This is a genomic window from Micromonospora sp. CNZ303 (assembly GCF_004345505.1).
In genome coordinates this window covers 421,883-443,801 of the sequence record NZ_SLVT01000004.1, presented here as the reverse complement: position 1 = coordinate 443,801, position 21,919 = coordinate 421,883, and the positions used below count along the sequence as shown (strand labels likewise).

Here is a 21,919-nt window from a genome sequence, read left to right as displayed (position 1 = left end):
AATGCTGCGCAGTGTCGGCGCGACGCTGGCCTCGGCGTGGCGGCTCAGCCCGGGAAGGCTGATCACCGCCGCCCTGTTGATGATGCTCGGCGCCGTGAGTGGACCCCTGCTGGCGCTCTTTCTGAGTGTGGCAGTCGACGCGGCCCTCGACCGGCGGACCGATGTCGCGGTCTGGACATCGGCGGCCGCCGCCGTGAGTGTCCTGCTCAGCTTGACGATGGAGCACTTCGCCCACATCTTCTTCTTCGAGCTTGGTGATCTACACAAGCAGGATACCGAACGTCAGCTCGGCGACCTGGCGCACGGGCCGGTCGGGCTGGCGCTGCACGAACGGCGGGACGCCGCAGATCGCTTCGAGCTGCTCCGACAGCAGTCGTGGACGCTGAGTCAGAGCGTGCAGACCGTCCTGACGATCGGGGTGCTACTCACCCAGATCACCCTGACCGCTGTGCTGCTCGCCCGCATCGAGCCGTGGCTGCTCCTGCTGCCGGTCTTCGGTGCCCCCCCGCTGATCGCCGGGCGGCTGGCCGAGAAACGGCTGGAACGTGCCGAACTCGTGACCGCCGAGTCGACCCGCATGAGCTGGCACCTGTTCGATCTGGCCCTCAGCTCGATCGCTGCCAAGGAGATTCGGCTCTTCGGGCTCGGCGGAGAGCTCCGCCGCCGCCATGGGGTGGTCCGCCGCGAGGTGGACAGCCGATTGCGCCGGGCTGAATGTGCCGGCGCGGCCCTGCGGTTCACCGGTCAGCTGATCTTTGCGCTCGGGTACATCGGCTCCATCGTCCTGGTCGTCCGCGCCGCTATCAGCGGCGAGCGCACCGTCGGCGACGTTGTCCTCGCCATCACGCTGGCTGTGCAAACTAACGCGCAAGCTGCCGGCGCCGTCGCGCTCGCCCAGGCGCTGCAACGCAACGCCCGCGCCTTCGGCTGGTTGAGCTGGATCCGCGACGCCACGCCGCCGGAACCCGGCCCGCCGGCTGACCAGACACCGCCCGCCGTCCTCACCGACGGCATCGAGCTGCGTGACGTCGCGTTCCGCTACCCGGGCACCAATACCGACGTGCTGCAAGGCCTCAGCCTGCGCATCCCTTCCGGCACGATCGTGGCCATCGTCGGCGACAACGGTGCCGGCAAGTCCACCCTGGTCAAGCTGCTCTGCCAGTTCTACCGGCCGACCGCAGGCGAGATCACCATAGATGGCGCCGACCTGCGGCGGCTCGACCCGCTGGGATGGCGCCGACGGATCTCCGCCAGCTTCCAGGACTACATCCGGCTGGAGCTGCGGGCCAGAAGCAGCGTCGGCCTCGGCGACCTGCCTCGACTCGACGAACCAGGCGTGGTGGAGCGGGCGGTCCGGCGAGCAGACGCGCAGGAGGTGATCGACCGGCTGCCGATCGGCCTGGAGACCTACCTGGGCAAGTCCTACGACAACGGCGCTGAACTGTCGGGCGGGCAGTGGCAGCGCATCGCGTTGAGCCGGTCGATGATGCGCGACGATCCGCTGCTGCTGTTGCTCGACGAGCCCGCCGCCGCCTTGGACCCGCTGACCGAGCATGCCTTGTTCGATCGGTACTCCGACGCGGCGCGTGACGTGGGGATCCGTACCGGCGGCGTCACGGTCTTCGTGTCACACCGGTTCTCGACCGTCCGGATGGCTGACTTGATCCTGGTCGTGTCGGACGGGCGGATCGCAGAGTCCGGCAGCCACGACGAGCTTCTGGCGCTCAACGGGATGTACGCCGAGTGCTTCAGCCTGCAGGCGGCCGCATATCGCTGATCGTCGACGCCGCGCTCTACGAGTTCCTGTCCGGCACCATCGGCCAGCTCCCCGGCCTCCAGCACGCGGACGTGGCCGTCGCCCTGCGTTCCGTCAAACGGGCGGGGATGATCCTGCCGCCTCCCGCCCGTGAGGTGGGCCGTCGGAGCGTGGCAGAGGCTACGGGAACGGATGCGGGTGTGGGTTGATCTCCTCGATCTCCAGCGGGGTGTCCCGGTAGCCGAGTCGCACCGGCAGGTCACGTAGCCGGGGCAGGTCGACACGGCGGTTGCGGTGCCCGAACGCCATCGGCAGCAGCCCCGGAACGATGACCTTGACGCAGGTCAGGTCCACCGTGGCCTGCTCGACGGCGGTCTGGTCCACCACCACCACGTCGAGGCCGTCGCGGAGGTAGCGGTCGACCACCCCGGTCAGGTCGTCGAGCAGGTCGTCGGCCGGTTGGTAGCGCTCGGCGGCGGGGAACGCCCGCGCCATCGGCAGGATCTCGTCGCGCTGGTAGAGGAAGCCGAAGCGGTGCCAGCTCTCCGGTGCGGCGGCCACCAGCATGTGGTCCTCCATCCGCTCCACGAGGTCCGGGTCGGCGACCAGGCTCGGCGCCGTGGTGTCCTCGGCGACCATGTCCCGGGTGGCGTCGGCGACGCTGGCCAGCTCGACGAGCCCTGCCCAGAGGGCCCGCTCGGGGTCGAGGTGGGCGCCGGCACCGCAGAACGCCTTGGGCTGACCCGGCCGACCTTCCTCGTCGACGAGCATCAGCCACAGGGCCGGGATCCCCTCCGGCATGGTGATGTCGAAGACGTGCAGCCGGCTGCCGGTGGTGCGCTCCAGCCACCGCACCAGCAGCCGCGTCATCGGGTCCGCGGAGGTCATCGGATCGACCCGGGGCACCGTCAGCCGGGCGTACCAGGTCGCCAGGCCGCACCCCGCTGGTCTACGTCGGCAACCAGTACGACCGTGACCACGTGTTCGACACCTACTTCGCGCCGGCAGCCGCCCAACTGCCTCACCCGATCGCGGGCAAGTGGGCCGACACCAGACGCTGGCCGGATCTGAATTTCATCGGCCGCGTTCCGTTCCCCAGGGTGTCCGCGATCTACGCCGACGCGCTCGCCACTGTCCTGCTGCTGCCCGCTTGGTACGCCGAAGCAGGGCAGATGACCCAACGAATCTTCGAGGCCGTCCTTGCTGGCTGCGTGCCCCTGCTGCCTCGTGACGTCCGCGGCGCCGATGCCCTTGTTCCCTCGTCGCTGATCGTCCGCGACGCCACGGACGTGCGGCATCGCATCGGCTGGCTCAGCGAGATCGCCGGCACCGGTGACCACGCCAGCCTGATCGCGGGGTGTCTACGGCGCCTCGACCCGTTTCGGCTCTCGACCCAGCTTGAGGTTCTCACCTACCTGCTACATCACCCGGAGTCGGTGCCGTCATGACCCACCGTGTCACCACCGGACGAGCGCACTACACCTCTACGCTGGAGCACCATGGACAGGATCGCCATCATCGGCTGCGGCGGCAGCGGCAAGTCCACCGTCGCACGCCAGCTGGCCCGGATCCTCGACGCGCCGTTGACGCACCTCGACGCGACCTACTACGACGAGCACTGGAACCCCTTACCGCAGGTTGAGTTCGCCGCCCAGCAGGAGAAACTCGTCGCTGGCGAACGATGGATCATCGAGGGCAACTATGCCGGCACCCTGCCGATCCGGCTCGCCGCCGCCGACACCGTGATCTCCTCGACATACCGGCCCGGACCTGCCTATGGGGCATCGTCCAGCGCCGCTGGCGCTACCGGGGCGGGCAACACCAACGGGACGGCGTCTACGACCGCATCACCTGGAACTTCGTCCGCTACATCCTCGGCTACCGGCGCACCATGCGCCCGCGAGTCCTGAACTTACTCCGCGAGCACGGGCCCCACGTCCGCTTGATCACCCTCACCAGCCGTCACCAGGCCACTCAACTGATCAAACGCGTCCACGACGAGCACCAGCCCGAGACCTGACGGCAGCGGAACGGGAGGCGCCGGATGTCGGCCAACCCGTTCCTTGACCCCACGCTGGTCCACGGCGACCTCTACCGGGGCAACGGCCGGCTTGCCGACCGCACCCACGCGCTGCATCGCGCCAAGATCAGCGGAAGCGACGTCGCCGACACGATCACCGACCTACTCGCCACCCGGGTCCCACCCGGGGCGGCCGTGCTCGACATCGGTTGCGGGCGCGGCACCACAACCCTGCGCTTGGCCGACCGGCTCCGTCCCCGGCAGCTCGTCGCCGTGGACGCCTCGACCGCACTGCTTGACACCACCCGCGACCGCCTCGGCCACGCCAGCGCGCGAGGCTTCATGATCTGCGCCGACTTCCACCACCTACCCCTACCCGACAAAGTGGCTGACGCCGCAGTCGCCGCCTTCTGCCTGTACCACTCGCCGACGCCGGCCGGGGCCATCGCCGAAATCGCCCGCTGCCTACGCCCCGGCGGTACAGCCGTCCTGGTCACCAAGTCGCTGGACAGCTACGCCGAACTCGACCATCTGGTCCACGCCGCAGGCCTCGACCCGCACGCCATCAGCCGACCGAGCCTCTACGAGAGCTTCCACAGCGGCAACCTGCGCACCATCGCCGCCACCAACCTGACCGTCCTCGACGTCCAGCACGAGGAACACATCTTCCACTTCGCGGACGCCACGCACCTCGCCCGCTACCTCACCACCACACCCAGATTCCGGATCACCCTGACCGGCGGGATCCCCGCCCTCGCAGCGGCCCTGCAGCAGCGGCTGGCCCCACCGCCCTACACGACCCCGATCCACCGTCAGCTACGCCGTGGCCGTGCAGCCATGAGTGGCGACCCCTTCGTCAAGCGGTACGACGACCCGGAACGCTGCACCGCCGCCGCCGCCCACCACGCCTGGCTGGCCGGCCTGGGCTCCGGCGTACGCCTACCTGCGCTGGTCGCGCGGGGCCGCCGGCATCTGATCTTCGAGCGGCTTTCGGGGCACACACCGAAAGTGGATGATCTTCCGTGGGCCGCCGCAGCACTCGGCCGGCTCCACGCTGCCGCGCACCGAGATGAACTTCGGACCGCCCGTCTCGATCAACCCCACATCACCTCGACCGGACTCGTGATCCCCGACTTCGCCAGCCCGCGTCAGGCGGCGCTACACCACGCCGCAGCCGCGGCGGGCATCCACGGATCGGTCATCAACGCCGTACTCGACAGAGCCGGGGAGTCCGTGACGTTCTTCAAGGACCCGAACATCCGGAACTATCTTGCGAACGGCAACGAGATCGCCGTCGTCGACTTCGACGACCTGACACTCGCGCCCTTCGGCTACGACCTGGCTGGCCTCCTGGTCACCGCATCCATGACCTACGGCCGCCTCGCTGACCAATCGATCACTCGCTGTCTGCGCGCCTACCGCGTCGCCGTCGCGCCTCAGATCTGCAGGTCGGCCGACTTGAAACGGTACGCCGAGCTGCACCACCTCCGCGGCCCTGACCACGGCGGCGCCGACGGCCGACCCTGGGCAGACGTCAAGACTTCTTTCCAAGGGCCGCCCCAGCACAACCCTGACCGCCAGTACGTCCCCGACTCGGAAACCTGGAACGAATACCTCGATCGAGCCACCGCAGCACTACAGAAGATCCTCGGCCGCCACGACGGTGAACGCATCATCCTCGCCGCTCACGGCGAAACCGTCGAAGCGGCGCACACCCTACTCCTCGGCCTCCCCCGGAACGCCTGCCTGCGGCTCGGCTTTGTCACCGACCATGCCTCCGTCGCCCAGTGGCAGCGGCCAACCAACCGCTTCGGCCGCACCATCTGGCAGCTCGTCACCCACAACGACACCCGACACCTTCGACCCCGCCATGACTGACCTCAACGTTCACCTCGCACTCTGCCAACGTCTCCTCGACACCGACGCCAAGCCCGTGAGCTGGCACCCCGGCCACGGCGGCACTCGCGCCCTACGCGCCTCGACGACCGCGCAGGGTGAGGTGATCGTCAAAATCCACCGCAGGCCCGCACGCCACGTTCAGGAAGTCCACGCTTACCGCACCTGGGTACCCGCCCTCGGAGCCGGGGCACCCCGACTGCTCGCAACGACCGATGACCCACCGGCCATCGTCATCACCGCCGTAACGGGCGTCCCACTCAGCCAGCGGCAGCTCGACCCCGCGGCCGAGCAGGACGCGTACCGGCAGGCAGGACAGCTACTCAGGACGTTGCACGCCGCCGGACCTTCCCGCCTCGAACCGGACTGGACGGCCTGGCTCGCCGAACGCGCCGAGTACTGGATCCCCCATGCCGGAGATCGAATCACGCCCAGCTACCGAGCTGAGGTACGCGCTCACATGCGAGCCCTGCAGGACCTTGCACCCCTACCAGCCGTCCCGTGCCATCTCGACTTCATGCCCCGCAACCTGATTCGTGGTGACGAAGGCATCGTCCGGCTGATCGACTTCGAGCACAGCCGTTACGACCTGGCCGCGCGCGATCTCGTACGCCTCGCCACTCGCATGTGGCCCTGCCACCCTTTTCTCAGCAGGAGCTTTCTCGATGAATACGGCCAGCTCGACAGAGTCGACCAAGAGGTCCTGGGACACTGTGCCCGCCTCGATGCCCTGACGAGGTTGTGCAGTACAACCCTCAGATGACGTCACGAGCGGCGAACGTCACGAGTGGCGAGATCCGATGAGCGCAAGCTCGGTGATCTTGGTTGCCATCGGGAAGCCCTCGTACAGAGGACTCCGCCCATGGTCCTCGATGAGCTGGGATAGCTCCGCGACCAGCTCGGCTTGAAGCGCAGCGGGCGTGGCCTCCCAGGTGGTTTTGATCAAATTAAAGTACGCCTCAAAGGTGCGAGAACCACCGACCGCCGCGTTGTCGAAGACTGGGAAAATCCGGGGAAGCAGGAAGTGGCAGAACTTCGACGGAAACACCGCGGACCCCGACTTCGTCGGCTTGATCCGCGCGGCCACCTCGGGGAACGTCCGCACTTGATCCCAGGTCACGCCGGTGATGTCCAGGTCCTTTATCGGCGCGCACGCTTGATGCCAGGTCCGGGTCAGGTCGTCCCGATGTTCGTGCAACTGATCGGTCACGTCGGCTTGGGAGAGCGGCCGCAACGCCTTCCACGCGGTCAACCGAGGCAGGAAGCCCGCCCACCAGTTGTCCCGGAAATCTCCATCCGGGTTCTGGGCGGCCAGTACCTCGTAGTCGCTGTTGTGGAAGTCGTTCGGCCAATTCGTCTTCGTCTGCCACCACCGGACACCGGCTGCGAACTTCTTCTTGTCGATCGACAACACGCGCGCATCCTACGTCCGGACCGCATGCATCGATACCAGACGAACGACGATTCCTGCCCACCCCACAACGCCCGCTGCCCTCAGCGGCGCTCCACGGCGAGCTCTCATCAGGTGCACCGCGCGGCAGTCACCAACGTCCACGAGCACCGCCCCGTGTCCCGGCGAACAGCAACCGGTCCTACGGCTACCGAGCACACCCACGGAGCACCATCGAAGGCCGGGAATAAAAAGAGTGGCCCTGACCCGGTGTGAACCACCGGGTCAGGGCCTTTATTGCTGGTGCGCCGCCAGGGACTCGAACCCCGAACCCGCGGATTAAGAGTCCGCTGCTCTGCCAGTTGAGCTAGCGGCGCTCGTTGGCAACGGGGAGAAGATTAGCATGCCTCCCGACGGGGGTTCCAATCCGATCCCCGGCTCCCCCCTTCGGCCGAGCTTACCGGGCATTCGTGGACGAATCGGCCGGGCGGGCGAGGACAGGGGGCGGACAAGCGGCGACCATGCGGCACGATGTGCGCCAGGTACGCGAGAACAGAGGTGGGGATGGGCATGTTCGCGCGGGCCGGGGCGATGGTGGGCGCCCTCGGCCTGGTGGCGTCGCTGGCTCTGACGGGCTGCGGCGCGGAGCAGAAGAAGCAGGCGGAGTTCGTCGGCGGCACCGCGCCGGCCACGTCCGCCACACCGGGTGCGGCGGGCACGGCGGCCGAGCCGGGCACCCCGGCCGCGCCGAGCGGTCCGCCGCTGACGGTGAGCCCGGCCGACGGGGGGAAGAACCGGCCGGTCAGCTCCGAGATCAGCGCCGAGGTGCCCGGCGGCGGGAAGGTGTCCAGCGTCACGCTGGCCGCCGCCAACGGCGGCCAGGTCGAGGGGCGCCTGCGCGCCGACGGCTCGTCCTGGGTGCCGTCGAAGCCGCTGAAGTACGGCACCCGTTACACGGCCACGGTCACCGCCACCGGCCCCGACGGGACGACCAGCCAGGGCAAGAGCACCTTCACGACGATGGCGAAGCCCAAGTCGGTGATCAGCTCCGGCCTCTACCTCTTCGACGACAAGACCTACGGCGTGGCGATGCCGGTGGTCACCGAGTTCCACCCGGGGATCCCGAAGAAGGACCGGGCGGCGGTGCAGAAGCGCATGTTCGTGCAGACCGATCCGCCGCAGCCGGGCGCCTGGCACTGGGTGGAGAACGGCACCCAGGCCTACTACCGCGCGCCGGAGTACTGGAAGCCCGGCACCACGCTCACCGTCCGGATCGCCCTGGCCGGCATCCCGCTGAGCAACGGCCGCTACGGCAACGTCGACCGTACGGCGACCGCCAAGATCGGCCGGGCGTTCGAGATGAAGGTGGACAACGCCAACAAGCAGATGACGGTGTACGAGGACGGCCAGGTGGTCCGCACCCTGCCGGTGAGCCTGGGCAAGAAGAAGACCCCCTCCTCCAGCGGCACGATGGTCGTGATGGAGAAGAAGGAGTCCACGGTCTTCGACACCCGCGACGATCCGGACCCGGCGAACCGCTACGTGACGGAGATCGACTTCGCCCAGCGGCTCACCTGGGGCGGCGAGTACATCCACGCGGCGCCCTGGTCGGAGCACGTGCAGGGCCGGCAGAACGTCTCGCACGGCTGCGTCAACGTCTCCATGGCGAACGCCCGCTGGCTGTTCGGGAAGACCAAGGTGGGCGACCCGATCACCATCAAGGGCACCGAGCGCAAGCTGGCGCCGGGCAACGGCTGGACGGCGTGGAGCCAGAGCTGGTCCGAGTTCGTCAAGGGCAGCGCGGTGCCGGTGCCGGAGGCCGGCGAGGGGTCGGCCTTCTGAGGCACGCCCACCGACGACCCGGCGACCGGCCCGCACCCGCGGGCCGGTCGCCGTCTTCGTGGCCCTGCCGCGATGCCGTCCGTGCCAGCGACGCGGGCGATGCCCCGGGAGCCCGCGCCCGCGCTGCCGGCGCGTACGGCGGGCCGGGAATGCGAGCGAGCCTCGGCAAAGCCTCGAATCTTATCAACACCCGGACATCTCGTACGGCGTGTTTCGATTCACCTTGCGGAACGGGTACCTGTCCCGGTGCGTCAGTGAGGGACGATGGGCAACCGGGGACCACGACTGTGAGGGAATCATGCGAGCTGTCCAGGACCAGCTGATCCGGCACGGGGACGACCGGCGGGGTCGACGACGCCGAGGGTTCGCGGCGGCGGTGCTCGCCGTGACGCTCGCGCTGGCCTCCGCCTGCACCGACGGCGGCGGGGGCAAGCCCTCGGGCGGCTGGCAGAACGGCGACGACCAGCCCGCCGCGCCGAAGGCGGCGGCCACCATCGTCGAGCCCAAGGCCGACGCGAAGGACGTGCCCGCGTCCACCGGCATCACCTTCACGGCGACGGAGGCGGAGCAGACCAGCGTCGAGCTGAAGGACTCCGCCGGCGGGGCCGTCGAGGGCGAGCTGGCGGCCGACGGCAAGAGTTGGCTGCCCGCCGGCGCGCTGAAGTACGGCGAGACCTACACCGCGACGGTGACCGCGACCGGCGACGACGGCCGACCGGCGACGGCGACCAGCACCTTCACCACCATGGCGAAACCCGGCAAGCAGGTCCGGATCAGCAGCTTCCTGGGTGACGACCAGGTCGTCGGCGTCGGCATGCCGCTGATCGTGAAGTTCAGCCGGGCCGTCCCGGAGGACTACCGCGACGACGTGCAGAGCCGGATGACGGTCACCTCCGTACCGGCGCAGGAGGGCATCTGGCACTGGGTCAGCCCGACCGAGATCCGCTACCGCCCGAAGGAGTTCTGGAAGGCGAACAGCACCGTCTCCTACCGGGTCCAGGCCGGGGGCCTGCCGCTGGGCGACGGCTGGTACGGCCGGGCGGACCTCAGCGTCGGCATCAAGGTCGGCCCGGCGGTGGTCATGACGGTGGACAACAAGACCAAGCGGATGACCGTCACGAAGGACGGCTCTGTGATCAAGACCATCCCGGTCAGCCTCGGCAAGAAGAGCACCCCGTCCTCCAGCGGCACGATGGTGGTCATCGAGAAGCTGCGCAAGACGGTCTTCGACACCTTCGAGGAGCTGGGCCCCGAGGAGGGCTACCGCACCAAGATCGACTACGCCCAGCGGCTGACCTGGGGCGGCGAGTTCATCCACGCCGCGCCCTGGTCGGAGGGGCAGCAGGGCCGGGTGAACGTCTCACACGGCTGCGTGAACGTCTCGATGGCCAACGGCGCCTGGCTGTTCGCCAACACCCGCGTCGGCGACCCGATCACCGTCAAGGGCACGGAACGCAAGCTCCAGAACGGCAACGGCTGGACCGACTGGAACATGAGCTGGGAGCAGTACGTCAAGGGCAGCGCCCTGCCGTACGAGCCGCCGACCGAGGCCGCCCCGGAGGAGAGCGGCGAGCCCACGGCCACCCCGACCGCCTGAGCCCCGCAACGCCGAAGGCCCCCTCCGCGAGGAGGGGGCCTTCGGTCACCGGGTGACTGATGGGAATTGAACCCACGACAACCGGGACCACAACCCGGTGCTCTGCCAACTGAGCTACAGCCACCATGCCGTTCACACCCGATGGATCCACGCCCGGTCGATCTCCCCGGGCGGGGTGCGGACCAATAATAGCCCCACCCCCGCCCGCCGCGTCCAGCGGGTTCCGCCGAGCGGGTTGTGCCCGGCCGCTCAGAGTCCGGCTGCTATTGCCTTGGCGGTCTCCACGTCCGGCCCGGGCAGGGGCACGAAGACGGTCCGCCGGTAGTACTCCAGCTCCCGGATGCTCTCCCGGATGTCGGCCAGAGCCCGGTGCGCGAGCCCCTTCTGGGGCTGGCCGAAGTACACCCGGGGGTACCAGCGGCGACACAGCTCCTTGATCGACGAGACGTCGATCATCCGGTAGTGCAGGTGCGCGTCGAGGCGGGGCATGTCCCGGGTGATGAAGCCCCGGTCGGTCGCGATCGAGTTGCCGCACAGCGGTGCCGTACGCGGATCCTTCACGTGGCTGGCCACGTAGTCCAGGACCATGTCCTCGGCCTCGGCGAGGGTCACCGTGGAGCGCCGGACCTCCTCGGTGAGCCCCGACTTGGCGTGCATCGTCGTTACGATCTCGGGCATCGCCTCCAGCGCCGCCTCGTCGGCGTGGATCACCACGTCGACGCCGTCCCCGAGCACGTTGAGGTCGGGATCCGTGACGAGCGCGGCGACCTCGATCAGCTTGTCCCTGCCGAGGTCCAACCCGGTCATCTCACAGTCGATCCAGACGAGAAGATCAGCCACCGGGACAGCCTACGCGCAGCCCACCCGGCCGCGCGCCCGCGCACCGGGGCGCGCGGTGACCGCTAGGGTTTCCTCCGTGCCAGCCGAACCCGCCGCACCGCCCGCCGTCACCGGCGACGATCCCGGTGGCCGTACGGTCCGTCGGCTCGTCGCCCTGCTGGCGTTGGCCGCCGTGCTCCCGGCGCTCTACCTGCCCGGCATGGTGCACGACTTCTTCGACCTGAAGATCTACATGCGGGCGATGGACTGGTGGGCGGCCGGGAACCCGCTCTACGACTACGTGCAGCCCGACCGGGTGCAGGGCGAGCTCTACTTCACCTATCCGCCGTTCAGCGCGCTGCTGCTGCGCCCGTTCGCGCTGCTGCCGCTGGGCGCCACCGTGGCGATCTTCACGGTCCTGACGGGCCTGGCGGTGGTGGTCACGACCCGGTGGCTGCTCGCGCCGGTGATCGCCCGGCACGGGCTGCCACGTGTGTTCAGCCTCACCGTGGCGGTCCTGCTGGTGCTGGCCGTCGAGAGCACCCGCGAGACGATCACCTTCGGTCAGATCAACATGCTGCTGGTCGTGCTGATCCTGGCGGACCTGCTCTTCGCCGTACCCCGGGCGAGCCGGTGGGCCGGCGTGGGCGTCGGGCTGGCGACGGCGCTCAAGCTCTTCCCGGGCATCTTCATCGTCTACCTGCTGGCCACCCGCCGGTGGCGGGCGGCGGCGGTGGCGAGCGCGACGGCCGCCGCCGCGACCCTGCTCGCCGCCGCGGTCGCGCCGCGCGACTCGTGGCGGTTCTGGACCCACGAGCTGTGGGCGACCGACCGGGTCGGCCGCACCGACTACACCGGCAACCAGTCGCTGTTCGGCCTGCTCAGCCGCATCACCGCGCCGGAGAAGCCCCACCAACTGCTCTGGCTGCTGCTGGTGGCGGCCGTCGCCGGGTACGGGCTGTGGCGCGCCGCGCGGGCCGCCCGCGCCGGGGACACGCTCACCGGCCTCGCCCTGACCGGACTGGTCGGCTCGCTGGTCAGCCCCATCACCTGGACCCACCACATCTACTGGTTCATCCCGGCGGTGGTGGTGCTGACGGACGCGGCGCTGAGCGCCGACGCCACGACCGCCGAGGGCGCCCGTCGGCGACGTCGGCTGGCGGCGCTCGCCGTCGGCACCTCCGCCCTCATCGTGTACGGGGTGGTGACCTTCCACGACTGGGGCATCGCCCCGGTGCGTACGGACTCGCCGGGCGAGTTCCTGGTGCGCAACACGTACGTGCTGCTGAGCCTGCTGCTGCTGGTGACCCTGCCGGTACGGCGGGAGGGCCGCAGGTCGCAGGAAGCGGACAGTCTTTCCAACTAGCACTCTTGATGGCTAATCTGGTCGCAACTACCTCAGACGTCTCTCGGGTAGCACCGATCCCCCGGTGAGGGCGGCCCTCCACGTCGGCAGCGCGGAGGGCCGCCCGCCGTCCGGGCCCCCGCGTGGGATGCCGGCACGGGGCAGGGGCCGGATGCAGGTCAGTGCGGATCGTCGGGCGACTGCCGGCCGGCGCCGGAAGCGGCGGGGCGGGGGCGGTCCGCTGCGGCGACCGGGTCGGCCGTCTCCTCGGGGGCAGCGGGTGGCCAGGCCAGGGTGAGGTTCACCTCGGGCGGCCGCAGCGCCGGGTCGCCTCCGGCGAGGTCGGCGAGCGTCGCGGGGCGGCGGGCGGGCACCGGCCCGATCGCCGGCCGGGCCCCCGTGGGAGCGGCGCCGACCGAGGCGAGCTGACGCCCGGCGACGCGCGACCGGTCGCTGTCCCGGGTCGGCTGCGCGCCGAGGCCGGTGAGCGAGGTCACCCCGAGGCGGCCGGCGAGCACCGGCACCTGGTCCGGCTCGACCACGAAGACCACCTCGCGGGGCCGCACCGGGCGCAGCAGGAGCAGGGCCAGCGCCACCGCCAGCACCCCGCCGGCCAGCAGTCCGGCGGTCGCCGGGGCGGTCCAGCCGGCGCGCAGCCCCGCGCGCAGTTCCAGGCTCAGGTCGGCCCGCCCGTCGGGACGCATCACCACCAGGCTCAGCCGCCGGTCGGCCAGCTCCGCCGGGGTCCACTCCAGCGCGCCGATCCCCTCGCGTACCCAGAAGGGCTGGCCGATCGGCGTGACCGACGGCGCGCGACCGGCGGACGGCGCGGGACCGGCGGGCTGCAACCGGACCGGCAGCGGCCCCCGGGCCAGCGCCACCCGGCGCACGTCGGCATGCGCAACCGGCTCGAGCCAGCGCCGCACCTCGTCGGCGGGAGCCAGCCCGACGAAGGCCGGGCCGTCGGGCGTCCGCGCGTCCAGCCGGAGCCGGGCCTGCCCGGCGCGGGTGAACGGCGCCTCGGCCCGCAGCAGCTCGTCGACGTCCCGGACGACCATCGCGTGACCCGGGGTCTGCACGGTCTCGAACCGGGCGCTGAAGGCGCCACCCGGGTCGGCCTGCCGGGCGAGCAGCGTGAGCGCCCCACCGGCGAGCAGCCCCGTGATCCCGATCGTCAGCAGCAGCATGGCGGCGAGCACCTGCACGATCCGCATTCGCCTCGTCCCCCTCCGTAGCCGGATACCCGGCCGACCTTACCGACGTGGGGCGAACCAGCAGCGGATATCCACGGCACGGGGCCCGGAAAGCAGCCGGCCCGCCGGATGGTCCGACGGGCCGGCGGGCGGTACGGGCCGGGTCACTCCTGCGACGTCGGCGCCCGCCGCGTACGCGAGAACGCGAGCCCGCCGAGCAGCAGGCCACCCACGCCGGCTACCAGGCCGGCGACCGCGAGCCCGGTGGCCACGTCGTCGCTCCCGGCGTCGTCATCGTCGTCGTCGCCGGCGGCCTGCGGCGCGGCGGTGCCGGTGGGGGCGGTCGACGGCGCGGCCGCCGTGAGGGTCAGCACCGGGGCGGGGCTCTCCGGCTCCTCGCCGCCGGGGAGCGGCTCCTCGATCCACCGCTGCACGTTGCCGTCGGAGTAGGTCTGCAAGGTCTTGAAGACCATCGTCTCGACCTGCGGCAGCGGCCCCATCGACACCGGGAACTCCTGGAACTGGCCGGGCTTGACCGCCGCGCTCCCGGTGGCCGTCCAGGTGAGCTTGGAGACGACCTCGCTGAGCTGGCTGCCGTGCACCTCGACCGGCGGGTCCACCTTGCGCTTCTCCACCGCCACCGTCCAGCCGGGCACCGGCATGGTCGACACGGAGCCGACGGGCGCGTTCTCCGGCAGCACGACCTCCAGCTTCGTGGTGGAGGCCGTGTCGCTCTCGTTCGGCACCCGGAAGGCGAACCGGCTGTAGCCGCCCTGGGTCGCCTCCTGCGGGTTGACCGTGACGTGGGCCGAGGCGGGCGCCGCGAAGCCGAGGACGGCGGTGGCGACGGCGCCGAGCGCCAGTGCGGCGGCGGCGCTTGCGGTACGCCGATGACGGATCATGGTGCGAGCCTTCCTGTTACCTGATCGGCACGGTGGTGGTCACCGTGGCCTGGTCGATGTCCGAGGTGCGGACCGTGATCCGCAACTGCCACTCACCCGCAGCCGGGAAGTTGATCTCGCCGGTGGCGTGGTTGTCGGTCAACGGCAGCAGCGGAACCTGGATCGCTTCGATCCCCGCCGCCGGCAGGGCGACCGTGGCGCGCCACTCCACCACCGGCTGGGGACGGTTGTCCTTCGTGTACGCGTAGAAGTGCACGGTGTTGTTGCCCCGCTCGGCCGGGTCCAGCTCGATCTGAAGGTCGTAGTTCGGGCTGGACAGCGTCGTGGAGAAGAAGCCACCCGTCGAGCCGGCCACGTCGGCGCCGGCGGTGCGGGCCGGGGTGGTCTGCACCAGGACGGCGGACAGGCCGAGGACCACCGCCGTGATCGCCAGCTCCGCCCAGACCGCCCGCCGCATCGACGTCGGCCGGCCGGCCGCGGTGCGCCGGCGCACCAGCTGCCGGGAGTACGCGGCCACCGCGATCACCAGCGCGAAGAGCCCGATCTTGCCCAGCACCAGCCGGCCGTAGGTGGTGTCGACAAGCGCGCGGGGGGTGGCCACCTCGATCAGCGCCTGAACGGTGCCGGCGAGCAGCAACGCCGAGACGGCCAGCGCCGCCCAGCGCGACCAGATCGGCAGGATCGCGCCCAGCTCCCGCTCGTCGGCCCGGGTCAGCAGGAAGACGGCGAGCATCACCAGCCCGCCCATCCAGACCGCCATGCCGCCCAGGTGGACGGCGTCGACGACCACGGAGACCGCCGGGGCGGGCGAGGCCGCCGGGTGCCCGGCCAGCGGCCAGGTCACCAGCGCCGCCGCCCCGAGCACGCCGAGGATGACCAGATCGCTCCGCTCGACCGGCCCCGCCATCAGGGGCCGGAGCAGGAACGCCGCCGCGGCCAACAGGCCCAGCCGGACCAGGTGCGCGGCGCCGAAGGAGCTGCCCAGCACGTCGCTCAGCCCCTCGCCGGTGACGTCGAACACGCCGCCGCCGGCGGTGTAGGGCACCTGGAGCAGGAGGTTCGCCACCGTGGAGACCGCCAGCAGGCCGAGCCCGGCCCAGGCCAGGCGGGCCGGTCCGCGCCGGGGCAGCCGCCGGGGCCAGAGCGCGGCGAGCACCAGCGTCGGTCCGACGAGCAGCAGCAGGCCGGCGTAGCCGGCGTACTTGGCGACCTTGACCGCGTTGCCGACGACCGGGTCGGCCCGGCTGTCGTCCCCGCTGTCGACCGGGGGCGTCGAGGGCGCGCCGACGGAGTAGGTGAACGCGCCCGAGACGGGGTGGCTGTCGGAGGAGATCACCCGGTAGCTGACCAGGTAGGTGCCGCGCGCCCCGGCGGGGTCGACCGGCACAGTGACGACGGTGCCCTCGAAGGTCGGTTCGCCGCGGTCGGCGCGGGAGCCGTCCGGTGCGATCACCCGGATCTTGCCGGTCACCTTGCGGACGGTCTCGCTGAACGTGAGCACGACCTCCGCCGGCGCGTTCGACACCACGGCCGAGGCGATGGGACTGCTGCTCACCAGGACCGCGTGGGCGCTGGCGGGGCCGGCGGGGGCGATCAGCAGGGCGACGACGGTGACCAGCAGGCCGGCGACGGCGAGCAGCCGGGCGATCGGGCGGCGGATGGCGACACTCATGCCGGCAATGCTCTCGAATCCGACCGGCCCGGCGCGACTCCGACCATGCCCCGCGCCGCCGGAACCCGCCCGCCCGGGACGACTCCGACCACCCCCGAGGCCGCCGGGACCGGCCGGACCGGCCCGCCCGGGGCGGCGTCAGCCATGACGGGCCAGGAGTGCGGTCGACGGCCGGCGGTCCGGCTCGTCGCTGACCCGTCCCAGCGCCCACAGCAGCCCCGCCTGCACCACGGCGGCCAGGTGCCCGACCTCGTGCACCAGCGCGGTCGTCGAGTTGGCGATGTCCACCGCGCTGGTGCCGGCCAGGCAGACCGCCAGCACCAGCGCCACCGGCACGAACGCCCGGGCCCGCTCGGGTCGCCACGCGGCCAACGCGAACCCGACGGCCAGCGCCACGTCGAAGGAGGCCATCTCGCGGCTCGTGTGCGGGTCGACGGTCACGCCCAGCCCGGCCAGCAGCACCGGCAGGGCGATCGCCAGCTGGGCGACCGCGGCCACCGCGACCGCCACCCGCAGCACCTGACGGCGGGCCGCCCTGGCCGCCGCCCGGGTGCGGCCGGCCGCCAGCGAGTCGGCGGCGACCGCCGCCAGCACCGACGCGGTCAGGTCGGGCACCGCCACCGCCTGCACCCGGGCCAGCCGGGTGACCTGCTCGGCGCGGGTCAGCCAGGCCCGGCAGCCGGGGCAGCTCGCCGCGTGCGCGTCCAGCACCGCCGGCGCCGCCAGCGGGTCCTCGCCGTCCAGCCGCGCCGACAGCGCCGCGCGTACGTCGTCGCATGTCATGTGGGGATAGTCGTGCGACGCACCGGTTTAGTTCCCGGGGTGGCGCAGGCCATGGAAGGGTCGAAGGACCCTCCCCGGCCCGGCCCCGCCGCGTAACCTGGACTGTCGTGATCCCCGCCCCGCGCGAGACCTCCGCCGCCAGTCCGACCGGTGACGCGGGCGTCGCTGCGCGGGAGTCGGCGACCGAGTGGGCGCTGGCCGCCCGCGACGGGGACCCCGTCGCCCAGGCCGCCTTCGTCCGGCTGACCCAGGCCGAGGTGTGGCGCTTCACCGCCGCGCTTGTCGATCCGGACAGCGCCGACGACCTGACCCAGGACACCTACCTGCGGGCGTTCCGGGCGCTGCCGGCGTTCGAGGGCCGCTCCAGCGCGCGCACCTGGCTGCTGGGCATCGCCCGCCGGGCCTGCGCCGACCACCTGCGCACCGTCGTGCGTCGCCGGCGGCTCGGCGAGCGGCTCGCCGCCGACGCCTGGACAGACCGGCCGCACCCGGACCCCGCCGGCCAGCTCGGCGCCGCCGACCTGGTCCGCCGACTGCCCGCCGAGCGCCGCGCGGCGTTCGTGCTCACCCAACTTCTCGGCCTGTCGTACGCCGAGGCCGCCGCCGTGGAGGGGGTGCCCGTGGGCACCATCCGCTCACGGGTGGCCCGGGCCCGCAACGACCTCGTCGAGGCGGTCGGCGACGCCCTCGCCGGATGAGGCGGGAACTTCCGCCGGGGACGGGACGACCAATGATCGTGACCGCACCGCACACCCGGGTCGCCCGCTGGCCCGCCGTTCGCCCCTGGATCGGGGTCGCCGTCCGGCTGGGCCTGGCCGCCGTGTGGCTCGTCGCCGGCGGCAGCAAGGTCGGTGACCTGGCCGCCTCCGGCCGCGCCGTCAACGCCTACCAGGTCATGCCGTACGACCTCGCCACGGTGATCGGTGCGGCGCTGCCCTTCGTCGAGCTGGCGCTGGGCCTGCTGCTGCTCCTCGGCCTGGCCACCCGGCTCTCCGCCGGGGTGTCCGCGGCGCTGCTGGTGGTCTTCATCGTCGGCATCGTGTCGGCCTGGAGCCGGGGCCTCGCCATCGACTGCGGCTGCTTCGGCGCCGGCGGGGAGCTCGCCGAGGGCCAGACCCCGAGCTATCTCCCGGAGATCCTCCGGGACCTGGGATTCCTGGCGCTGGCCGGGTTTCTGCTGATCTGGCCCCGCACCCCCGTCTCGGTGGACGGCTGGCTGGCGGGGGACGCATCCGTGGAGGACGAGGATGAGTAGTCGCAAGGGGCAGAAGGGCTCCGCCCGGGTGGTCCGCGAGCAGTTGGCCCGGGAGCGGCGGCGCAAGCGGACGCTCTGGGTCTCCGTGGCCGCCGTGGCCGTCCTGGTCGTCGCCGGCCTGATCGGCTGGAGCGTCTACTCCAGCCAGCGCTCCGACGACTTCACCGCGCCGACCGGCTCGACCGAGGACGGCACCGGGGTCGTCGCCGGCTCGGGCCCGGTCACCATCGACGTCTACGAGGACTTCCTCTGCCCGGCCTGCAAGCAGTTCGAGCAGGCCAGCGGCCCGACCCTCGACCAGCTCATCAGCGAGGGCAAGGTGCGGGTCGTCTACCACCCGGTGGCGTACCTGAACCGCTTCTCCAGCACCCAGTACTCGACCCGTTCCTCGGCCGCCTCCGGCTGCGCGGCGGAGGGCGGCCGCTACCGGGAGTACGCCAAGGCGCTGTTCGACCGGCAGCCGCCGGAGGGCGGCGCGGGGCTCAGCGACGGGGAACTGGCCGACATCGCGGCGGGCGCCGGCCTCGACCGGGACGGCTTCGCCTCCTGCCTGCGGGAGGGCACCTTCAAGCCGTGGACCGAGCACGTGACGCAGGAGGCCAGCAAGGCCAACATCACCAGCACCCCGACGATCCTGGTCGACGGCGAGGAGATCGCCGACCGCAGCCCGGAGGGGATCAGGTCGGCGGTGGAGGCGGCCGGCAGGTGATCCGCGACCTGGTGACCCGCGCCGGCCTGGTGCTCGCCGGCACGCTGACGGCGACGGTCGCGTTCGCCGCCCCGGCCGCCGCGCACGGCGCGGACGCTCCCGACGGCACCGACTACCGCACCGAGGTGACCGCCGTCGCCCCGGCCCGCCCCGGGCTGAGCGTACGGGTGATCGAGGCGGGCGCGCGGCTGGAGCTGACCAACACCGGCGACCGCGCCGTCGAGGTGCTCGGCTACTCCGGCGAGCCCTACCTGCGGGTCGGCCCCGACGGCGTGTACGAGAACGTCCGATCCCCCGCGACGTACCTGAACCGGACCATCGCCGGGGACACCCGGCTGCCGGCCGAGGCGAACCCCGCCGCCGCACCGGACTGGCGGCGCGTCGACGACTCCGCCACGGTGCGCTGGCACGACCAGCGGGCCCTCTGGCGGGAGTCGGCACCGCCGCCGCAGGTGCGCGCCGCCCCGGACCGGGAGCACCGGGTGCGGGACTGGACGGTGCCGCTGCGCACCGACACCGGGACGGGGGAGATCCGCGGCACCCTCGACTGGGTGCCGCCGCCGGACGCGTACGTCTGGTGGGTGCTCGCCACGGTCGGGCTGCTGGCCGTGGGGGCTCTCGGGTTGCTGCCGGCCCGCTCCGGGCCGGGCGCGCGGGCGCTGGCCGGGCTCGGCGGGCTGCTGGTCGTCGGCGGGGTGGCCGCGGTGGTGTTCACCGTGGGCCGGGAGGTCGACGCCGGCGCGCGGGGCGTGGGTGGGGTGCTGACCGGCCTGCTCGGCGGGCAGGTCTGGGCGCTGCTGACCGGGCTCGGCGCCGTCGCCGCCGGGGTCTTCGCGCTGGCCCGCCGGCCGGCCGCCGACTTCGCGCTGGCGCTGGCCGGGGCCTGCCTGGCGCTCTTCGCCGGAGTGGCCAACGCCGCCGTCTTCGCCCGCGCCGTCGCCCCCGTGCCCTGGCCGGCGACGACGGCCCGGATCCTGGTCGCCCTGATCCTCGTCGCCGGCGCCGGCGCCACGGCAGCCGGCGCCCTCCGCCTCCACGCCGCCCGCCCCACCCCCGCTCCTCCCCCCACCCCCACTCCCCCTCCCACCCCCGCCCCGCGCGTCGATCATGGAGTTGTGGCGGGGGACGAACCGGAGCAGAAGAGGCCGGATCGGGCACCATAAGTGCATGATCGACGCCTCGGGGGTGGGGTGCCCGGGGGGTTAGCGGGGGGTGGGGGTGGGGGTGAAGCCTTGGGGGAGTTCGAGGCGGTGGCCGGCGAGGAGGTCGGCGTCCGACAGGAGGTCGGCCGTGGGGGCGTCGGCGACGATACGGCCGGCGTCCAGGATGACCGAGCGATCGCAGAGCTCCAGGGCGTACGGCAGGTCGTGGGTGACCATCAGCAGCGTCACCGGCAGGGCACGCAGGATGCCGGCCAGCTCGCGGCGGGCCGCCGGGTCGAGGTTGGACGACGGTTCGTCGAGGACCAGGATCTCCGGGTGCATGGCGAGCACGGTGGCCACCGCCACGCGGCGCCGCTGCCCGAAGGAGAGGTGGTGCGGCGCGCGGTCCCGGTGCTCGCCCATCCCGACCGCGGCGAGGGCCTCGTCCACCCGGGCGGACAGCTCCGCCCCGCGCAGGCCCAGGTTGGCCGGCCCGAACGCCACGTCCTCGGCGACCGTGGGCAGGAAGAGCTGGTCGTCCGGGTCCTGGAAGACGATGCCCACCCGGCGGCGCACCTCGGCGAGCGTGGCCCGGTCCTGGCTGACGGTCAGCCCGCCGACGCTCACGCTCCCCTCAGCCGGGGTGAGGATGCCGTTGAGGTGCAGCACCAGCGTGGTCTTCCCGGCGCCGTTGGGGCCGAGCAGCGCCACCCGGTCGCCGCGCGGCACGGTCAGGTCCACCCCGTGCAGGGCGACGTGCCCGTCCGGGTACGCGTAGCGGACACCACGAACGTCCAGGGAGAGGGCGGTCTGCACGGCTCCGATCATGTCAGCACGACGGCCGTGGCGGCGATGCCGGCCGCCAGGACCGGCACGGTGGCCGCGACCAGCCACTGCCCGGCGGTCGCCGCACCCGCGCCCTGCCACACCGCCGGCATCCGCCCGGTGTAGCCGCGCGACAGCATCGCCAGGTAGACCCGCTCGCCGCGTTCGAACGCGCGCAGGAAGAGCGCGCCGACGCCGGTCGCGAAGCCGCGCAACTGCCACAGGAAGCGCGGATCATCGCCCCGGGACATCCGCGCCACCCGCATCCGGCGGGCCTCGCCGACCAGCACGTCCAGGTAGCGCAGCATGAACGTGGCGATCTGGGTGAGGATCTGCGGGCAGCGCAGCCGGTCCAGGCCGACGATCAGGTCCCGGGTCGTGGTCGTCGCGGCGAGCAGCAGCGAGGCGAGCACGCCGAGGGTGCCCTTGGCGACGATGTTCCACGCCCCGAGCAGCCCGTCGGACGACAGGCTCAGGCCGAGCACCTCGACCCGCTCGCCGGCACCGAGGAACGGCAGCGCCACCGCGAACAGCACGAACGGCAGCTCGATCAGCGACCGGCGCAGCAGCCAGCCGGGCCCGACCCGGGCCAGCGCCGACACCGCCGCGACCAGCAGGGCGTACGCGCCGAAGGCCCAGAAGGCCTCGCGCGGGGTGCCGACCACGGCGAGGGTGAACGCCACCATCGCCGCGATCTTGGCCTCGGGCGGGAGCCGGTGCACCGGTGACGCGGCGTCCCGGTACAGCACGTGCGCGTGCCCGGCGCCCATCCG

The 21,919-nt window shown here is 72.0% G+C and carries 21 protein-coding genes and 2 tRNA genes; 12 read left to right on the top strand and 11 right to left on the bottom strand.

Annotation, left to right across the window (positions count from 1 at the left end):
* Window position 1 precedes the first annotated feature (1 nt).
* Window positions 2-1,777, top strand: a complete 1,776-nt coding sequence (locus EV374_RS10360) for an ABC transporter ATP-binding protein (RefSeq protein WP_486485685.1) — start codon at window positions 2-4, stop codon at window positions 1,775-1,777.
* Between the two features lie 159 nt (window positions 1,778-1,936).
* On the opposite strand, the gene EV374_RS10355 is transcribed toward EV374_RS10360, so the two are convergent.
* Entirely contained in the window at window positions 1,937-2,689 is a 753-nt protein-coding gene (locus EV374_RS10355; RefSeq protein WP_486485684.1) for a YcaO-like family protein, read from the bottom strand.
* A 47-nt stretch (window positions 2,690-2,736) separates the two neighbouring features.
* Here EV374_RS10355 and EV374_RS10350 point away from each other — a divergent pair, with 47 nt between their 5' ends.
* The 4 genes from EV374_RS10350 to EV374_RS10330 all read left to right on the top strand — a co-directional run bounded on the left by EV374_RS10350 (window position 2,737) and on the right by EV374_RS10330 (window position 6,435).
* A complete protein-coding gene (locus EV374_RS10350; protein ID WP_132233938.1) occupies window positions 2,737-3,204 on the top strand; it encodes a hypothetical protein in 468 nt (155 codons plus the stop codon).
* 51 nt (window positions 3,205-3,255) lie between these two features.
* Entirely contained in the window at window positions 3,256-3,666 is a 411-nt protein-coding gene (locus EV374_RS10345) for a GTPase domain-containing protein (protein ID WP_486485672.1), read from the top strand.
* A 134-nt stretch (window positions 3,667-3,800) separates the two neighbouring features.
* Window positions 3,801-5,654 carry a methyltransferase domain-containing protein gene (locus EV374_RS33315; RefSeq protein WP_486485671.1) on the top strand — a complete coding sequence of 618 codons (1,854 nt, stop codon included), beginning with the start codon at window positions 3,801-3,803 and terminating at the stop codon, window positions 5,652-5,654.
* Window positions 5,647-6,435 carry an aminoglycoside phosphotransferase family protein gene (locus tag EV374_RS10330; protein WP_132233934.1) on the top strand — a complete coding sequence of 263 codons (789 nt, stop codon included), beginning with the start codon at window positions 5,647-5,649 and terminating at the stop codon, window positions 6,433-6,435. Before EV374_RS33315 ends, EV374_RS10330 begins: the two co-directional genes overlap by 8 nt.
* An 18-nt stretch (window positions 6,436-6,453) precedes the next feature.
* Here EV374_RS10330 and EV374_RS10325 read toward each other — a convergent pair whose 3' ends face one another.
* Window positions 6,454-7,086: a hypothetical protein gene (locus tag EV374_RS10325; RefSeq protein WP_132233932.1), complete on the bottom strand. Its 633-nt coding sequence runs from the start codon at window positions 7,084-7,086 to the stop codon at window positions 6,454-6,456.
* A 277-nt stretch (window positions 7,087-7,363) separates the two neighbouring features.
* Window positions 7,364-7,439, bottom strand: a tRNA-Lys gene (locus EV374_RS10320).
* Window positions 7,440-7,626: 187 nt separating this feature from the next.
* Here EV374_RS10320 and EV374_RS10315 point away from each other — a divergent pair.
* Window positions 7,627-8,904: an Ig-like domain-containing protein gene (locus tag EV374_RS10315; RefSeq protein WP_132233930.1), complete on the top strand. Its 1,278-nt coding sequence runs from the start codon at window positions 7,627-7,629 to the stop codon at window positions 8,902-8,904.
* 298 nt (window positions 8,905-9,202) lie between these two features.
* Entirely contained in the window at window positions 9,203-10,501 is a 1,299-nt protein-coding gene (locus tag EV374_RS10310; RefSeq protein WP_132233928.1) for an Ig-like domain-containing protein, read from the top strand.
* Between the two features lie 51 nt (window positions 10,502-10,552).
* On the opposite strand, the gene EV374_RS10305 is transcribed toward EV374_RS10310, so the two are convergent.
* A tRNA-His gene (locus EV374_RS10305) sits at window positions 10,553-10,625 on the bottom strand.
* A gap of 125 nt (window positions 10,626-10,750) precedes the next feature.
* Entirely contained in the window at window positions 10,751-11,341 is a 591-nt protein-coding gene (orn, locus tag EV374_RS10300; protein ID WP_132233926.1) for an oligoribonuclease, read from the bottom strand.
* Window positions 11,342-11,417: 76 nt separating this feature from the next.
* Here orn and EV374_RS10295 point away from each other — a divergent pair, with 76 nt between their 5' ends.
* The gene (locus EV374_RS10295) at window positions 11,418-12,686 is read left to right on the top strand and encodes a glycosyltransferase family 87 protein (protein WP_132233924.1); all 1,269 of its coding nucleotides are present in this window, start codon (window positions 11,418-11,420) and stop codon (window positions 12,684-12,686) included.
* A gap of 158 nt (window positions 12,687-12,844) precedes the next feature.
* Here EV374_RS10295 and EV374_RS10290 read toward each other — a convergent pair whose 3' ends face one another.
* From EV374_RS10290 to EV374_RS10275, 4 genes are all read right to left on the bottom strand, one after another.
* Entirely contained in the window at window positions 12,845-13,879 is a 1,035-nt protein-coding gene (locus EV374_RS10290) for a hypothetical protein (protein ID WP_486485670.1), read from the bottom strand.
* A 143-nt stretch (window positions 13,880-14,022) separates the two neighbouring features.
* Window positions 14,023-14,760 (bottom strand): YcnI family protein, encoded by a 738-nt coding sequence (locus EV374_RS10285; RefSeq protein ID WP_132233922.1) that lies wholly within the window; start codon window positions 14,758-14,760, stop codon window positions 14,023-14,025.
* A 16-nt stretch (window positions 14,761-14,776) separates the two neighbouring features.
* Window positions 14,777-16,441, bottom strand: a complete 1,665-nt coding sequence (locus tag EV374_RS10280) for a copper resistance protein CopC (RefSeq protein WP_207914004.1) — start codon at window positions 16,439-16,441, stop codon at window positions 14,777-14,779.
* A gap of 129 nt (window positions 16,442-16,570) precedes the next feature.
* Complete coding sequence (locus tag EV374_RS10275; RefSeq protein ID WP_132233918.1) at window positions 16,571-17,215, bottom strand: zf-HC2 domain-containing protein; 645 nt, start codon at window positions 17,213-17,215, stop codon at window positions 16,571-16,573.
* 107 nt (window positions 17,216-17,322) lie between these two features.
* On the opposite strand from EV374_RS10275, the gene EV374_RS10270 reads away from it, so the two are divergent.
* The 4 genes from EV374_RS10270 to EV374_RS10255 are packed head-to-tail and all read left to right on the top strand — an operon-like array spanning window position 17,323 to window position 20,342.
* The gene (locus tag EV374_RS10270) at window positions 17,323-17,913 is read left to right on the top strand and encodes a sigma-70 family RNA polymerase sigma factor (RefSeq protein WP_132233916.1); all 591 of its coding nucleotides are present in this window, start codon (window positions 17,323-17,325) and stop codon (window positions 17,911-17,913) included.
* A 32-nt stretch (window positions 17,914-17,945) separates the two neighbouring features.
* Entirely contained in the window at window positions 17,946-18,470 is a 525-nt protein-coding gene (locus EV374_RS10265) for a MauE/DoxX family redox-associated membrane protein (protein WP_132233914.1), read from the top strand.
* A complete protein-coding gene (locus EV374_RS10260; protein WP_132233912.1) occupies window positions 18,463-19,179 on the top strand; it encodes a thioredoxin domain-containing protein in 717 nt (238 codons plus the stop codon). Before EV374_RS10265 ends, EV374_RS10260 begins: the two co-directional genes overlap by 8 nt.
* Complete coding sequence (locus tag EV374_RS10255; protein ID WP_486485669.1) at window positions 19,176-20,342, top strand: hypothetical protein; 1,167 nt, start codon at window positions 19,176-19,178, stop codon at window positions 20,340-20,342. The genes EV374_RS10260 and EV374_RS10255 overlap by 4 nt, the downstream gene beginning before the upstream one ends.
* 39 nt (window positions 20,343-20,381) lie before the next feature.
* On the opposite strand, the gene EV374_RS10250 is transcribed toward EV374_RS10255, so the two are convergent.
* Complete coding sequence (locus EV374_RS10250) at window positions 20,382-21,149, bottom strand: ABC transporter ATP-binding protein (RefSeq protein WP_132233910.1); 768 nt, start codon at window positions 21,147-21,149, stop codon at window positions 20,382-20,384.
* Window positions 21,146-21,916 carry a cobalt ECF transporter T component CbiQ gene (gene cbiQ, locus EV374_RS10245; RefSeq protein ID WP_132233908.1) on the bottom strand — a complete coding sequence of 257 codons (771 nt, stop codon included), beginning with the start codon at window positions 21,914-21,916 and terminating at the stop codon, window positions 21,146-21,148. The genes EV374_RS10250 and cbiQ overlap by 4 nt, the downstream gene beginning before the upstream one ends.
* Between the last annotated feature and the right edge of the window lie 3 nt (window positions 21,917-21,919).

Bases quoted from the DNA above. Each gene is read 5' to 3' on its own strand.
- EV374_RS10285 (WP_132233922.1), bottom strand. From the start codon at position 14,760: ATGATCCGTCATCGGCGTACCGCAAGCGCCGCCGCCGCACTGGCGCTC.
- cbiQ (WP_132233908.1), bottom strand. From the start codon at position 21,916: ATGGGCGCCGGGCACGCGCACGTGCTGTACCGGGACGCCGCGTCACCG.
- EV374_RS10360 (WP_486485685.1), top strand. From the start codon at position 2: ATGCTGCGCAGTGTCGGCGCGACGCTGGCCTCGGCGTGGCGGCTCAGC.
- EV374_RS10260 (WP_132233912.1), top strand. From the start codon at position 18,463: ATGAGTAGTCGCAAGGGGCAGAAGGGCTCCGCCCGGGTGGTCCGCGAG.
- EV374_RS10315 (WP_132233930.1), top strand. From the start codon at position 7,627: ATGGGCATGTTCGCGCGGGCCGGGGCGATGGTGGGCGCCCTCGGCCTG.
- EV374_RS10345 (WP_486485672.1), top strand. From the start codon at position 3,256: ATGGACAGGATCGCCATCATCGGCTGCGGCGGCAGCGGCAAGTCCACC.
- EV374_RS10330 (WP_132233934.1), top strand. From the start codon at position 5,647: ATGACTGACCTCAACGTTCACCTCGCACTCTGCCAACGTCTCCTCGAC.
- EV374_RS10275 (WP_132233918.1), bottom strand. From the start codon at position 17,215: ATGACATGCGACGACGTACGCGCGGCGCTGTCGGCGCGGCTGGACGGC.
- EV374_RS10250 (WP_132233910.1), bottom strand. From the start codon at position 21,149: ATGATCGGAGCCGTGCAGACCGCCCTCTCCCTGGACGTTCGTGGTGTC.
- EV374_RS10265 (WP_132233914.1), top strand. From the start codon at position 17,946: ATGATCGTGACCGCACCGCACACCCGGGTCGCCCGCTGGCCCGCCGTT.
- EV374_RS10290 (WP_486485670.1), bottom strand. From the start codon at position 13,879: ATGCGGATCGTGCAGGTGCTCGCCGCCATGCTGCTGCTGACGATCGGG.
- EV374_RS33315 (WP_486485671.1), top strand. From the start codon at position 3,801: ATGTCGGCCAACCCGTTCCTTGACCCCACGCTGGTCCACGGCGACCTC.
- EV374_RS10310 (WP_132233928.1), top strand. From the start codon at position 9,203: ATGCGAGCTGTCCAGGACCAGCTGATCCGGCACGGGGACGACCGGCGG.